The 15,031-nt window shown below is 27.9% G+C and carries 10 protein-coding genes; 9 read left to right on the top strand and 1 reads right to left on the bottom strand.

Annotated features, from left to right (window positions below; translation table 11 throughout):
* Window positions 1-102: 102 nt before the first annotated feature.
* The 8 genes from FDK22_RS12420 to FDK22_RS12385 all read left to right on the top strand — a co-directional run bounded on the left by FDK22_RS12420 (window position 103) and on the right by FDK22_RS12385 (window position 10,046).
* Complete coding sequence (locus FDK22_RS12420) at window positions 103-1,653, top strand: M48 family metalloprotease (RefSeq protein WP_138153296.1); 1,551 nt, start codon at window positions 103-105, stop codon at window positions 1,651-1,653.
* On the top strand, window positions 1,634-2,176 hold the full coding sequence (locus FDK22_RS12415) for a hypothetical protein (RefSeq protein ID WP_138153295.1): 543 nt from the start codon (window positions 1,634-1,636) through the stop codon (window positions 2,174-2,176). Before FDK22_RS12420 ends, FDK22_RS12415 begins: the two co-directional genes overlap by 20 nt.
* 251 nt (window positions 2,177-2,427) lie before the next feature.
* On the top strand, window positions 2,428-2,802 hold the full coding sequence (rpsL, locus tag FDK22_RS12410; RefSeq protein ID WP_138153294.1) for a 30S ribosomal protein S12: 375 nt from the start codon (window positions 2,428-2,430) through the stop codon (window positions 2,800-2,802).
* A 16-nt stretch (window positions 2,803-2,818) separates the two neighbouring features.
* The gene (rpsG, locus tag FDK22_RS12405) at window positions 2,819-3,286 is read left to right on the top strand and encodes a 30S ribosomal protein S7 (RefSeq protein WP_138153293.1); all 468 of its coding nucleotides are present in this window, start codon (window positions 2,819-2,821) and stop codon (window positions 3,284-3,286) included.
* A gap of 113 nt (window positions 3,287-3,399) precedes the next feature.
* Complete coding sequence (fusA, locus tag FDK22_RS12400; RefSeq protein WP_138153292.1) at window positions 3,400-5,508, top strand: elongation factor G; 2,109 nt, start codon at window positions 3,400-3,402, stop codon at window positions 5,506-5,508.
* A 261-nt stretch (window positions 5,509-5,769) separates the two neighbouring features.
* Window positions 5,770-7,626 carry a ring-infected erythrocyte surface antigen domain-containing protein gene (locus tag FDK22_RS12395; RefSeq protein WP_138153291.1) on the top strand — a complete coding sequence of 619 codons (1,857 nt, stop codon included), beginning with the start codon at window positions 5,770-5,772 and terminating at the stop codon, window positions 7,624-7,626.
* A 9-nt stretch (window positions 7,627-7,635) separates the two neighbouring features.
* The gene (locus tag FDK22_RS12390) at window positions 7,636-8,508 is read left to right on the top strand and encodes an NAD(+)/NADH kinase (protein ID WP_138153290.1); all 873 of its coding nucleotides are present in this window, start codon (window positions 7,636-7,638) and stop codon (window positions 8,506-8,508) included.
* The gene (locus FDK22_RS12385) at window positions 8,505-10,046 is read left to right on the top strand and encodes an AAA family ATPase (RefSeq protein ID WP_138153289.1); all 1,542 of its coding nucleotides are present in this window, start codon (window positions 8,505-8,507) and stop codon (window positions 10,044-10,046) included. Before FDK22_RS12390 ends, FDK22_RS12385 begins: the two co-directional genes overlap by 4 nt.
* On the opposite strand, the gene FDK22_RS12380 is transcribed toward FDK22_RS12385, so the two are convergent.
* Window positions 10,043-11,971 carry an ankyrin repeat domain-containing protein gene (locus FDK22_RS12380; RefSeq protein WP_138153288.1) on the bottom strand — a complete coding sequence of 643 codons (1,929 nt, stop codon included), beginning with the start codon at window positions 11,969-11,971 and terminating at the stop codon, window positions 10,043-10,045. The two genes, FDK22_RS12385 and FDK22_RS12380, sit on opposite strands and share 4 nt — an antisense overlap.
* Window positions 11,972-12,104: 133 nt before the next feature.
* Between FDK22_RS12380 and FDK22_RS12375 the strand changes: the two genes are divergently transcribed.
* Window positions 12,105-15,008 carry a methyl-accepting chemotaxis protein gene (locus FDK22_RS12375; RefSeq protein WP_138153287.1) on the top strand — a complete coding sequence of 968 codons (2,904 nt, stop codon included), beginning with the start codon at window positions 12,105-12,107 and terminating at the stop codon, window positions 15,006-15,008.
* Window positions 15,009-15,031: the final 23 nt, after the last annotated feature.

Here is a 15,031-nt window from a genome sequence, read left to right as displayed (position 1 = left end):
GATATAAGAGATTTGCAAAAATTTATTATTTTATTTAATTTTATGCTTTAAATTTTATAAAAATAATTTATAATATATTTTATTTTTATTTTAGGAAATTATATGTATTGTCCAAATTGTAATGACATTAGACTTAATCAATATATTACTCCAAGTGGAATAGAAATTGATTTTTGTCCTAAATGTAATGGAAATTGGTTAGATAAAGGTGAAATTTTATTTTTTGTTGAGAATAAAGAATTTGTTGAAAAAGAATTAAAAAAATCTATTAAAAAAAGTGCATTCACTAATAAACTTTCGCCTATTTCAAAAGAACCTATGGAAACAATTAATTATTTAGAAAAAATAAAAATTGATTATTGTAAACAAAGTGAAGGTTTATGGTTTGATAGAGGTGAGTTTTCTAAATTTTCTAAAATATCTAATATAGAGGCTTTAGATTTTGAAAATAACAACGGTGAACTAGTTAATAAGTTTTCAGTATATTTTGAAGAAGAATTTAAAGAGACAAATGAAAAAACAACTTTAATAAAACTTCCTAATCTTATCTTTACATCATTTGTAACAATGGGAACCGTATTTTCTTTATTTACACTTTTCTTTTTATCTATATTAACTTTTTTTAGTGTAGACCTTTATATTTCTATTGGTCTTTCAATTTTATTTTCTTTTATGGGTTTATTTATTAGTCCAATGCTTTATGATTTTAATATAACAACTTTTATGTCTGGAAAATTAGTTGATTTTAATAATCTTCCTGATAATATACAAAACCTTTCTAGTAATATTAGTAACCAGTATAATATCAAAATACCAAAGTTTTATATTATTCAAGATGAAGCTCCTCAAGCTTTTACTTATGGTTATTCACCAAATTCAGGTAGAATTGTACTTTCCCAAGGACTTTTAAATCTTTTAAATGATGATGAAGTAGATGGAGTAGTAGCACATGAATTTGGACATATTATTCATTGGGATATGGTTTTAATGAGTATAATTATGGTTATTCCTAAAATTACTTATTTAATTTATAAGCATTTTGTTGAACAAATGAAAAATAAAGAAACAAGTAGTTCAAATGGTGACAACAAAAAAGGAACCGCCCAATTAGCTTTGATTGCGGTCGTAGCATATATTCTTTTTTATATTAGTCAATTGTTTGTATTATATTTTTCTAGAGTAAGAGAGTATCATGCTGATAGATTTTCTGCAAGTTTTACGAAATCACCCCATTCTTTAGCTAATGCTTTGGTTAAAATTGGTTATGGGTTAATAAAAACTTCTGACCAAAAAACTGAAAAAGAGCATACTCTTTCAAGTTCACCTCTAAATATATTTGATAATAAAGCAGTGCCTGCTTTTGCTATTTCATCTTTTTCTTCACATCAAAACCAAGACAATATTGATGACTTAAAAGAGGTTATGAAATGGGACTTATGGAACCCTTGGTCATCTTGGTATGAACTTAATTCAACTCATCCATTAATTGCGAATCGTTTAATAGCTTTATCAAATATTGCTGAAACTCAAAATAAAAAACAATTTTTTATTATTAATGAAAAAAAACCTGAGTCCTATCATGATGATTTCTTAATAGATTTTATAATTTATTTGACCCCCTATAGTTGCTATTATGTTTTTTATTTTTTATAACATAATTTTAACTGCAATGGAATTACCATATAATGATAAATATGCAGCTATATCTTTAGCTATTTATGGAATAAGTTCTATGATTAAAAACATATATAGTTATAGAAGCTCTTATTTCCCAGAAATGTCAATATCTGCTTTGTTGAAAAAAATTAAAGTTTCAGAAGTACGACCTATTCCTTGTAAAATTAAAGGAACAATAATAGGAAAAGGAATACCCGGATATATTGCTTCTGAGGATTTTATTATTAAGGATGAAACAGGAATATTATACGTTGATTATAGACAACCATTAGGTTTATGGGAGTTCTTTTTTGGTTTATTCAAAGCTGATGGATTTATTAATAAAGAGGTTGAAGTTATAGGTTGGTATAGAAGAGCACCTATACCATTTATTGAGATTCAATCTATAAAAGTAGTTGATGGAGAAATTAATTCATATAGTACTTTTAGATATTTTCAGCTAGTATTATTTTCAATAGTATCAGTTGGAGGATTACTATGGTTAGGTACATATTATTAAAAAGTTTAAATTGTTCTATATAAGTCATATTTAAGTTTATATTAAGTATAATCCAAAACTTTTTTAGAAAACAACTCAACGTTTCTCTAGAATGGTAGTATCGTTTTGATTATGACTCTTGTCATATGTCATGGCGTCATTGGGACGTAACGAGAAGCATGAGCCGCTTTAAAGCTCAAACCACGAAAATAGAGAATCTATAATGATTCAACAATTTTACTAGATCTCTATAAAAAAAATAAAGGGAAAGAATGCCTACTATTAATCAGCTTGTTAGAAAAGAGCGAAAAAAGGTGATCAAAAAATCTAAGTCACCTGCATTAGAAAAATGTCCACAAAGAAGAGGTGTATGTACAAGAGTATATACTACAACTCCTAAAAAACCAAACTCGGCTTTAAGAAAAGTTGCAAAAGTTAGATTAACTACAGGTTTTGAGGTTATCTCATATATCGGTGGTGAGGGTCATAACCTTCAAGAACACTCTATCGTATTAGTTAGAGGGGGAAGAGTTAAGGATTTACCTGGTGTTAAGTATCACATCGTAAGAGGTGCTTTAGATACTGCTGGTGTTGCAAACAGAACTGTTGCAAGATCTAAATACGGTACTAAAAGACCTAAGAAATAAGTAGAAGGATAAGAGAATGAGAAGAAGAAAAGCTCCTGTTAGAGAAGTAATGGCTGATCCTATCTACAATAGTAAAGTGATCACAAAATTTATTAATACTGTAATGTTAGATGGTAAAAAATCTGCTGCACAAAAAATTATGTATGGTGCAATTGCAAACTTAGATGCTAGAGGTGAAGAATCTGGTTTCGATTTATTTGAAAAAGCAATTGAAAATGTTAAACCACTTATAGAAGTAAAATCTAGAAGAGTTGGTGGAGCAACTTACCAAGTTCCTGTTGAAGTTAGAGCTGTAAGAAGACAAACTTTAGCACTTAGATGGCTTGTTGACAATGCTAGAAAAAGAAACGAAAGAACTATGGTTGAGAGATTAGCAAACGAATTATTTGAAGCTGCAAATGAAAGAGGAGCTTCATTTAAGAAGAAAGAAGATATGCACAGAATGGCTGAAGCAAATAAAGCATTTGCTCACTATAGATGGTAATCACACTGTAATTATTTTTCAAACATATAAGGAAGGGTGTCTAACACCCTTTTTTTTTATCTAGTTTTAGATATAATCTCGCAAAATTTAAAAATTTAAAAGGAAAATTTAAGATGGCAAGAAAAACCCCTCTTAACAGAGTTAGAAATATTGGTATCGCTGCTCACATCGATGCTGGTAAAACTACAACTACTGAAAGAATTTTATTCTATACTGGTGTATCTCATAAAATTGGTGAGGTTCACGACGGTGCTGCTACAATGGACTGGATGGAGCAAGAACAAGAAAGAGGTATTACAATTACTTCTGCTGCGACAACTTGTCACTGGCCTCACCCAAAAACTAATGAGCAACTGCAAATTAACATCATTGACACTCCGGGTCACGTTGACTTCACAATTGAAGTTGAAAGATCTATGAGAGTTTTAGATGGTGCTGTAGCAGTATTCTGTTCAGTTGGTGGAGTTCAACCTCAATCTGAAACTGTTTGGAGACAAGCAAATAAGTATAGAGTACCAAGAATGATTTTTGTTAACAAAATGGACAGAACTGGTGCAGATTTCTTTATGGTTGAAAAACAAGTTTCTGAAAGATTAAAAGCTAATCCTGTTCCAATTCAAATTCCAATTGGTGCTGAAGAAGACTTTAAAGGTATCGTTGATTTAGTACAAATGAAAGCTATCGTTTGGGATGATGATGCTGCAATGGGTTCTAACTACCACGTTGAAGATATTCCTGCTGAATTACAAGATCAAGCTGAAGAATATAGAGAAAAAATGATTGAAGCTGCTGCTGAGTCATCTGAAGAATTAATGGAAAAATATTTTGAAGAGGGTGAATTATCTGAAGAAGAAATCGTTGCTGGATTAAAAGCTGCAACTTTAGCTATGACTATTACTCCAATGACTTGTGGTACTGCATTTAAAAACAAAGGTGTTCAAACTTTACTAGATGCTGTTGCAATGTATTTACCAGCTCCAACTGAGGTTGCTGACATTAGAGGTGAAACTCAAGATGGTGAAGCTGTTATTGTTCCTTCTTCTGATGATGGTGAAGTAGCTGCATTAGCGTTCAAAATTATGACTGACCCATTTGTTGGACAATTAACATTTACAAGAGTTTATAGAGGACAATTACAGTCTGGTACATATGTAATGAACTCAACTAAAATGAAAAAAGAAAGAATCGGTAGATTACTTAAAATGCACTCTAACAATAGAGAAGAAGTAAGTGAGTTATATGCTGGTGAAATCGGTGCAGTTGTTGGTCTTAAATCAACTATCACTGGTGATACTTTAGCATCTGAAAAAGATCCAGTAATCTTAGAAAGAATGGAATTCCCAGAGCCAGTTATCTCTGTTGCAGTTGAGCCAAAAACTAAAGCTGACCAAGAGAAAATGGGTATCGCTTTAGGTAAACTTGCTGAAGAAGATCCATCATTTAGAGTTGCTACAGATGAAGAATCTGGTCAAACTATTATCTCAGGAATGGGTGAGTTACACCTTGAAATTCTCGTAGACAGAATGAAAAGAGAATTCAAAGTTGAAGCAGAAGTTGGTGCTCCACAGGTTGCTTATAGAGAAACTATTAAAAACCCTGTTGATCAAGAGTACAAATATGCTAAACAATCTGGTGGTAAAGGTCAATATGGTCACGTATACCTAAAAATTAATCCACTTCCAGCAGATTCTGAAGATAACTTCAAATTCAACAACGATATTAAAGGTGGGGTTGTACCAAAAGAGTATATTCCTGCAGTTCAAAAAGGTTGTGAAGAAGCTATGGCTGGTGGTATCCTTGCTGGATATCCAATGGTTAATATTGAAGTTACACTTTATGATGGTTCTTACCACGACGTTGACTCATCTGAAATGGCGTTTAAATTAGCTGCTTCTATGGGATTCAAACAAGGTTGTAGATCTGCAGCTGCACAAGCTGTTATCTTAGAGCCAATGATGAAAGTTGAAATTGAAACTCCTGAAGAATATATGGGAGATGTAATTGGTGACTGTAACAAAAGAAGAGGACAAGTTCAATCTATGGATGACAGAGCTGGTGTTAAATTAGTTACTGCATTAATTCCATTATCTGAAATGTTCGGATACTCTACTGACTTAAGATCTATGTCTCAAGGTAGAGCAACTTATTCTATGTTATTTGATTCTTATCAAGAAGTTCCTAAAAACGTTTCTGATGAAATCATCAAAAAGAGAAATGGTTAAAATCGTTTAAAAGAGTAACCTGCGTCACTCTTTTAGATTTTAACGAGATTCTTGATGTTCCTTTAGGAACCAAGAATGTCTGAAATCCATTTTCAAAATTAACGAGCTTTCGTAATTACATCGAAAGGTCTGAATAGAACAAGAGGGATGTGCATTTTGCATATCCCTTTTTTATTTCTTCATCATAATCAACTTCTAAATTCTTGTTTAAATTATTTTTAGATAAAATCTTGGCTATATCTAATAAAAAAGTAGGACATATTGATACATAAGATTTTCATCATATTTCTTTTTACTCTAATAAATCTTAACGCTGCAATGGAAGATGATATTGTATATGTAGAAGATAAAAGTACTAAAAATATAAGTTTAAAAGATGAATTTTTAAATCCTAATACGCAATTTTACACTATAAGTATTTGCACTTTAGATTTAAATAAATATGATCCAATTGAATACTTCAAGACTTTTAATATGACTAATGCACTTGCTTATAAATTTGGTGAAAATAAACAGTTTGCAAGGGTTATTTCAGGGGTTTATAAAACCGGTACTGAAGCAACAAATGCAATAAAAGATTTAGACCCTAGATTAATAAAAAATAAACCTTATTCAGCAAATCTAAAAAGACATCAAGAGGTTTTTACAGAATATCAAAATAGTATTAAAAAAACTATTACACCAAATAAAAAAAACATAGAAAAAATAGAAGTTAATAAGCAGTCTTCTAAATCAATTTTTATTAATAATTCAAAAGAAGCAAAAAAATTAAAAGAAGAGTTTTTAAATGAAAATTCTCAATTTTATTCAATAGCACTTGGAAGTATTTCATTAAAAAGAAATAGCATAGAAAACTTTTTTGAAACCTATGGAGTAGAAGATGAAGCTTTAGCTCATTTATATGGGAAAAATAAAGATAAAGCACGAATCATATATGGTTTATATAAAACAAGAGCAGAAGCAATTGATGCAATAAAAAAGTTTAATAAAAATTTGAAACGTAATAAACCATATTCTATGAAAATGGAAAAATTTCAAAGTTTTTATAATAAAAATATTTCTAAAAATGAAGACAACTCTATTGTTGAATTAAAAATGAATGATTCTAATAAAAAAGAGCTAGCAAGTAAACCTAATCTTAGTGATGATATTAAAATTATAAAAAATGAAAAATTAGAAAAACCTAAGATAGTTAATAAAATAAAAGAAGAAGTTAAAGAAAGAAAAATAGAAAATAAAGAAAAAGAAAAAAATAGTGTAAAAAAGATTAAGAAAAAAAAGACAGAACCAATAATTGAAAAAAAAGATAATAGCTTTTTAAAAGAATCAAAACTAGTTGATGTTTATTATGTTGAAGAGGATGGAGAGTTTAATATTTTAAGTGAAGTTTTTTTAAATGATGGAAGTTCTTTTTTTACAATTGATTTTGGGGAAGTAAATTTAAAAGAGTCTACAATTGAACAAGCTTTTTTAAACAATAAAATAAAAAATGAAGCATTAGCATATAAATATGGGGATAATCAAGAATATGCAAGAGTTATTTATGGAGCATTTGAAACTAAAGATGATGCAAGAAAAACCATTGAAGAATTAAATGTTACAAGTTTAAAAAATTTAAGAGTAAGTAATATAAAAAATCATCAAAAGCTATATAAAATTTATCATAAAAATAAAATGATATTTAATAGTAAGGTAAATAATGCACAAGATGAAACTAGTAAATATGAGTTTGATTATTCAAGTGTATATGCAAAATTAGAAAATAGTGAAAGTAAAATAAAAAAAGAATTTTTTAATAGAGGTACTTCTAAATATACAATCACTTTAATTACATTTTTAAAAGATGATATTAGAGTGGACAAATTTTTTGAATATAATAACTTATATGAAGAAGTACTAGCTTTTCCAATAGGGAGCCAAAATAGTTATTATAGAGTTATTAAAGGTGTTTATGATAGTTTTGACGAAGCAAATGAAGCTATAAACAATTTAAGTAAAGATTTAAGGGAAAATCAACCATATGTTTCAAAAATTTCAAGTCAACAAAAAAAGCTTGAGAAATATGGAAGAGTTTTAGAAACTGAAATGAAACAAATTCAAATGATTGAATTTAAATAGGAAAAGTAATTGAGATTAACAAAAAGTTCAGAAAGATTAAAATCTATAAAAAAAGCAGGAATTTTTTTAAAACCTAATTCTCCTGAAATAAAAGAAGATTTTTTTAAAATTAAAAAGTGTTTTGATGTACATAATATAGAGTTTATTCTTGAAGAAAACTCTGCAAAGATGATAAATGAAGACCATGGTAAAAGTTTAGAAGAGATTTGCAAAGAGGTAGATATCCTTTTATCTATAGGTGGTGATGGAACTTTATTATCTGCTGTAAGAAGTTCTTTTAAATATGATATACCAATTTTAGGTATTCATATGGGAACTTTAGGTTTTTTAACTGATATTGTATTGGAAGAGCTTCCTTCATTTTTAAATGATTTAATGAATGACAATTATAGAATTGATAATAGAATGTTGGTGGAGTGTAAAATTAGTGATAAAACCTATGTAGCTTTTAATGATATAGTTATATCTAGAAAAACAGTTTCATCAATGTTAAAAGTTAATGCAAAAATTAATGGGGAATCTTTTAACTCTTATCATGGGGATGGAGTGATTATCTCAACACCAACAGGTTCAACTGCATATAATCTATCTGTTGGTGGCCCTATTGTTTATCCTTTGACAGAAGCTTTTATTATAACACCTGTTGCTTCACACTCTTTAACCCAAAGGCCACTAGTAATGCCAGCAGAAATAGAGATTGAGTTTAAAATAAAAGATTCTCAAGGAGCTGTTATTTTAATTGATGGGCAAGATATTATAGAAGCAAGAGATGAAGCAATTATTAAAGTTACAATTGCAGATAAAAAAGCTAAACTTATTCATAGAACAAAAAGAGATTTCTTTAAAGTTTTAAATGAGAAATTAGGATGGGGAAATAATTGATTAATAGAATTTATCTAAATGATTTTTTATCATTTAAGGATGTTGAATTAGAATTAGAAAAAGGTTTGGTTGTTTTTACAGGACCTAGTGGAGCAGGAAAATCTGTTTTAATGCAATCAATTTTATCTTTATTTGGAATAGGTGAGTGTAGAGCAAAACTTGGAGAAATTACTTTAAGTAATATGGGGATTGAAGATGAAGTTTATGATATACAAAAAGATGATGATATTATAATCAAAGAGATAAAAAAAGATAAAACTAGATATTTTTTGAATGCCCAAACAATCTCTAAAAAAAATCTAAATCAATTTTCAAAAACACTTATTAGACATCTGCATTTAAAAGATAACTCAGATTTTGATTCAATAAAACTAATCGCTTTTTTAGACTTTTATTGTAAAAAATATGAGAAAGAATATGCTTCAATAAAATCAGAGTTTGATGAAAAATATAAAGAGCTTTCTACTATTCAAAAAGAGCTTGAAAAAATTAGAAATGATGAATCAAAACTCGAAGATTTGAAAGAGTTTGCAAAATTTGAAATAGATAAAATCAATTCAATTAATCCTCAAGTTGGCGAATATGAGGAATTAGCTTTAATTAAAAAGAAATTATCTAAAAAAGAAAAGATAGAAGAAGCTATTGAAAAATCACAAGCTATTTTTAATTACACTTCAGCGGTTAATGAAGCATTATCTTTGCTTGATGAAGATAGTAGTTTTTTTGATGAAGCTATAAATGAATTAAATAATATTTATGAGAAATTTAATGACTCTTTATATGAATTAGAAGAATTAGATATTGAAACTGTATTGGATAGAATTGAAAAACTTTCATCTTTACAAAAAAGATTTGGTTCAATTGAAGAGGCAATAGAATATAAAGAGAATAAAGTAAAAGAGTTAGAATCTTACGAAAATATCTCTTTTGAAAAATCAGTATTAGAAAAAAAACATAAAAAAATTACAATTGAAGTTGAAGCTTTATCAAAAGATATTAGTAGATATAGAAAAAAAGCAGTAAAAGTATTAGAAGAAAGAATGAATTATTATTTAAAGTTTTTATATCTTTCTAATGCAAAAATAAAAGTTGAAGAGAAAAATTTGACTAAAGATGGAATTGATGAGATTCTTTTTGAGTTAAATGGAGTAAACCTTGAGACAATTAGTTCAGGGGAATTCAACAGACTTAGACTAGCACTTCTTACTTCTATTAGTGAGTTTGATATCGTAAATAATGGAATTTTATTTTTAGATGAGATTGATGCAAATTTAAGTGGAAAAGAAAGTTCAGCAATCGCTACAGTATTAAATAAATTATCAAACTCTTATCAGATATTTGCAATCTCACATCAACCTCAGTTAACATCAACTGCCCACCAACATTTTTTAGTGGATAAGAAAAATGGTGTTTCAACTGTAAAAAAACTTGATGATGAATCAAGAATAAATGAAATTGCTAGGATGATAAGTGGAGAAAGCGTTACAAAAGATGCATTTTCTTTTGCTAAAAATCTTTTAGATGAAAAAAGAGTTTAAGGATTAACTTCAAACTCTTTTTTCATATTTTCTACTAAAACTTTTATTTTATCTTTTTGAATTTTTGTTCTTGCATTTAATATTAAAGTATCTAAACTTTTATGAAACTTTTTTAGAAAATTTAAAATATATTTTGTTTTTTTGTAAGGGTTATTTACATGGGCACTAAGTTCAATAAACTCTAAAACCATATCTGTATATCCCAAGAAAGCTGCATAATTTATTGGTAAAACACCAAACTTATCAGGCTCATTTAACAATGATTTATTGTATGAATAAATAAGTTTAAATATTTTAATATCATTTTTCCAAACGGCATTGTGTAATATATGTCTACCTCTATTGTCAATTGCATTCATATCTACACCACTATGTAAAAGCATTTTTATAACAGTGATATCACAATCTAGAATAGCTTTATGCAAGGTTATTCCACCATAAGAATCTTTTGCATTTACATTTGCACCCATTATAATGATTGCTTGTAGATTATTGTAATAGTTTCTTTGCTCTTTCTCTTTTTTAAATTCTTGGTTTTCTAACATATATTTATAAATAATATTATTGCCATCTTTATCTTGGGCATTTATGTCTGCACCGTATTTTATTAGAAGTTTTACAATATCTGTTGCCCCATATCTTAATGCTTCAAAAAAATATGGTTCATCTTTTGAATTGTATTGTTTTAATTTAACATCTGTATTTACTAAGACGCTCTCTAAAATAGATACATAATCACTTTTAAAATCAAGTTTTACTCTTTGGCTAGGTTTAGCCTTTTTTTCTTCTCTTACAATTAAAATTGCATCAATTAATTTTTCAATTACTGTATGATTATTTGAATTTCTAATATTAGGATTTATTCCATAATCAAGTAAAAGATGAATTGTTTCAAGATAACTATTTCCTTTTTCTATTATCAAACTTAATGCAGTGTTGTTGTTTTTATCAACTATATCAATTGGTACTTCACAATCCAATAATAAATTTAAAAGTTTTAAGTGTTGATTTTTTGCAGAAAGAGATAATACTGTTTCATTATCATTATTCACTATTGTTGTATCTATATTAGATTCTATAATGATTGGAATTATATCAATTAGATTTTTTATATCTTTTTTATGCTTTTCTACATCCTCTTTTGTATCAATTACAAGATTATTTTCTTTATAAATAATATACTCAATTAGGTGTAAAAGTATATTATTCCCTTTTTTATCAATACAGTTTATATCTAAGCCATCTTCAAGAAGTTTTAGAAAAATATTGTGACATTCAAAACCATTTTCAATTACATAAAAAAGTAGATTTCTTCCATTATGATCAAGTTTTTTTAAACTATTAAATCTATCTAAAAGAGTGTTCAAAATATTAATGTTTTCAAAAGATTCTTTATAAAATAATATTGAGTCATCATTAATAAATTTTGGCTCTTCTAATAAATCATCGATAATTTGTAGATTTTGTGACTTTACTGCAAAGTGTAGAATTGATTCATTTTTTTTATTTTTTTTGTTTAAATCTTTAACTAAAGGCTTTAGTTTTTTATATGCAGGAAAATGTCCATTATATACAGCAAAGTCAATGGCTGTATAACCACTATAGTTTTCTAAATTTACATTAGCATTTTTTTCGAGCAATAAATCTATGGCACTTAAAAAACCATCTTTACAAGCTAACATTAAAGGTGAATTTCCTTTTGAGTCTTGATAGTTTATATCAATTCCATTTTTAACAAGCCATTTTGCTGATTCTATTTTATTGTTTAAAATCATTATGTGCAAGAAGTTTTCATTATTTTGATTTACATGATTAATATTTAAATGTTCTAGCATAGAATTAACTTTATCTTCTTTAAAAGTCGAACTTTTTAATTCTTTTAATAAATCATCAATTGTTGCTTTTTTAAATAGCTTTTTAATCATAAAAATCCTTTAGTTTCTTATTTTAACATAAAAACATAAAATAAAATAATAATTATTTAAAAGGTCAAACTAACTTGACATTTTAATGTTTAAGGATTATAATAAGTTCAAAATAATGAGAGTGGGAAAGTTCATGTTATCAAAAATATCAATCAAAGGGAAGTTGTTAATAATATCTTTGTGTGCAATTGTAATTGTATCTATATTAATAGCAACTCAGTCAATTTATACTTTAAAAAAAGTATCAAAAGAAAAAATTGAAAACTTTAAGCAAGAGGCTTATTCAAATAAAGAAAAAGAACTTGAAAATTATGTTTCACTTGCTTTAAAAACAGTTGATTCTTATTATGAAAGAACATCTATTGAGAAAGTTAAAGTTGAAGTTCAAGAGACTTTAAAATCTGAAGCGAAATTTATATTTTCTATTTTAAATCACGAGTATGAAAAAAACAAAGATTTATTACCTACAGATGAGTTAAAAGAGAAATTAAGAAGTATTGTTGAGGGTACTAGATATGGAGAAAATGGTTATTTTTGGATTAATGATTTAGATGCAGTTATTGTTATGCATCCAATTAAACCACAACTTGATGGAAAAAATTTATATAATTATAAAGACAAGGGTGGAAAACAAATCTTTAAAGAGTTTGCAGCAGTTGCAAAAGCACAAAAAGAAGGTTTTGTTGATTATGTTTGGCCAAAACCAGGATTTGAAAAACCACAACCAAAAGTATCTTTTGTAAAACTTTTCGAGCCTTTTGGCTGGGTTATAGGTACAGGGGAATATGTTTCTGATGTTTCTGAAAATCTAAAAAAAGAAGCATTAAAATCTATCTCAGCAATGAGATATGGGAAAAGTGGTTATTTTTGGATAAACGATTCAGAACCAAAGATGATTATGCATCCAATCAAACCATCATTAAATGGCAAAAATCTATCAAAAGTTAAAGATCCAGAAGGAAAGTTTTTATTTAATGAAATGGTTAAAGTATCAAAAACTGAAAACTTAGGTGGTTTAGTTGAGTATATGTGGGAAAAACCGGGGAAAGATGCACCACAATTAAAGTATTCTTATGTTAAAAAATTTGAACCTTGGGATTGGATTATTGGAACAGGTGCTTATGTAGATGATATTGAAGAAAGCATTTTAAAAATGGAAGAGCAAACAAATAAAGAGATTGCTGATATTGTTATTTATTTCTCTGTATTTACTATCATAGCAATTATTATTATTTATTTAGTTTATTCATTTTTAGTTAAAAAAATTATCATTAGACCTATTGAAGACTTAAAAGGAGCAGTTGAAAATTTAGGTTCAGGTAATGATACTAGTGAAAGAATAAAAAAATCTAGTGATGATGAGATTGGATCTTTAGTTGATGCCTTTAATGGTTATGTTGATAACTTAAAAGCTGGGTATGCTCAAGATGCCTTAGTTATTGAAGAGGTTGAAGATGTTATTAGAAAAATAAAAAATGGTTTTTATGTGTATAAAGTTGAAAAGACATCTAATAATCCTACTATTCAAAAACTAAGAGAATCAATTAATTCAATGATAGATTCAACAAATGATAAATTAGAAGATATAAATAAAGTTTTACTTGAATATGGTGATTCTAATTTTGATACATCATTAACTTCTTCTAAAAAAGGTTCTAATGGTATTATTGGTTCAATATTTGCTAGTACAAGGGAACTAGGTGGTACAGTATCAGAATTTTTATCAATGATAACAAAAACAGGTGAAAAGTTAAATGCTGATATTGATGTCTTATCATCATCTTCTAGTCAGCTATCAGATTCAGCAAACGACCAAGCTGCATCTTTAGAGCAAACAGCAGCGGCTGTAGAAGAGATTACATCAATTATTAAATCAAGTAATGAAAAAGTAAATAGAATGTCTATTTTGGCAAATGATTTAAATAAATCTGCACGTGATGGACAAAACCTAGCGTCAAGAACAACTTCTGCTATGGATGATATTGATACACAAGTACAAGCTATTAATGATGCTATTACAGTAATTGACCAAATAGCTTTCCAAACAAATATTCTATCTTTAAATGCTGCAGTTGAAGCAGCAACAGCAGGAGAAGCAGGAAAAGGATTTGCCGTTGTTGCCCAAGAGGTTAGAAATCTAGCTAGTAGAAGTGCAGAAGCAGCAAAAGAGATTAAAGATTTAGTTGAAAATGCCACAACAAAAGCAAATGAAGGTAAAGCTATTGCAGATAACATGATTAAAGGTTATTCTGAATTAAATGCTAAAGTTAGTGAAACAATTGAACTTATTACAGATGTAGATTCTGCTTCTAAAGAGCAAGAGACTGGTATTGTTCAAATTAATGATGTTATTAACTCTTTAGACCAAGCAACACAAGTAAATGCATCATCAGCAACACAAATTAGTAATCTTGCAACTGAAGTTTCTGAATTATCTTCTAGTCTACTTGATATTGCTGAAAGAGCAAATTTTGATAAGAGAAAGCAAGAAGAGATTTGTGATGTAGATTTAGTTTTTACAATGTCTAAATTAAAAAATGATCATATTGTTTTCAAAAACAAAAACTTTGCTCAAGTAGGAACCTTTAAATCATGGAGTGTAACTTCTCCAAAAGAGTGTGATTTTGGTAGATGGATTTTAGAGCAAGAAAGTCAAAGAAAAGAGTTCTGTAGTACATCTAACTGGAATAAAATGAAAGAATATCATGAGCAAGTTCATAATTTGGTTGGTGAATATATTTCATTAAATTCAAAAAAAGCTTCAAATGAAGAATTAGAAAAAGTTTCTTCTGATTTAGAAACAAAAACTGAAGAGTTATTTAGATCTATGGATAAAATTAAAGCTGAAAACTGTTCTATTCAAAGTACTAAGGTAAAAGAGAATAGGACTACAGAAGTTTCATCACCAAAACCTGTTAAAATGGAAACAAGGATTGAAAATAAAACAACAGTTTCAACTCCTGCAAAAGTTTCAACAACTACTTCAAAAACAATTACATCTAACAATAATGATGACGATGAATGGGAAAGCTTTTAAAAGCTTTCCTTATTTATTCTTAT

The sequence above is a fragment of the Arcobacter arenosus genome, from assembly GCF_005771535.1.
GTDB lineage: Bacteria > Campylobacterota > Campylobacteria > Campylobacterales > Arcobacteraceae > Halarcobacter > Halarcobacter arenosus.
The sequence above is the reverse complement of the archived record's forward strand: the minus strand, read 5'-3'. Positions and strand labels throughout refer to the sequence as shown.

Excerpts from the sequence above, each read along its gene's own strand:
- FDK22_RS12420 (WP_138153296.1), top strand. The coding sequence starts at position 103 with ATGTATTGTCCAAATTGTAATGACATTAGACTTAATCAATATATTACT.
- FDK22_RS12415 (WP_138153295.1), top strand. The coding sequence starts at position 1,634 with ATGTTTTTTATTTTTTATAACATAATTTTAACTGCAATGGAATTACCA.
- rpsL (WP_138153294.1), top strand. The coding sequence starts at position 2,428 with ATGCCTACTATTAATCAGCTTGTTAGAAAAGAGCGAAAAAAGGTGATC.
- rpsG (WP_138153293.1), top strand. The coding sequence starts at position 2,819 with ATGAGAAGAAGAAAAGCTCCTGTTAGAGAAGTAATGGCTGATCCTATC.
- fusA (WP_138153292.1), top strand. The coding sequence starts at position 3,400 with ATGGCAAGAAAAACCCCTCTTAACAGAGTTAGAAATATTGGTATCGCT.
- FDK22_RS12380 (WP_138153288.1), bottom strand. The coding sequence starts at position 11,971 with ATGATTAAAAAGCTATTTAAAAAAGCAACAATTGATGATTTATTAAAA.
- FDK22_RS12375 (WP_138153287.1), top strand. The coding sequence starts at position 12,105 with ATGTTATCAAAAATATCAATCAAAGGGAAGTTGTTAATAATATCTTTG.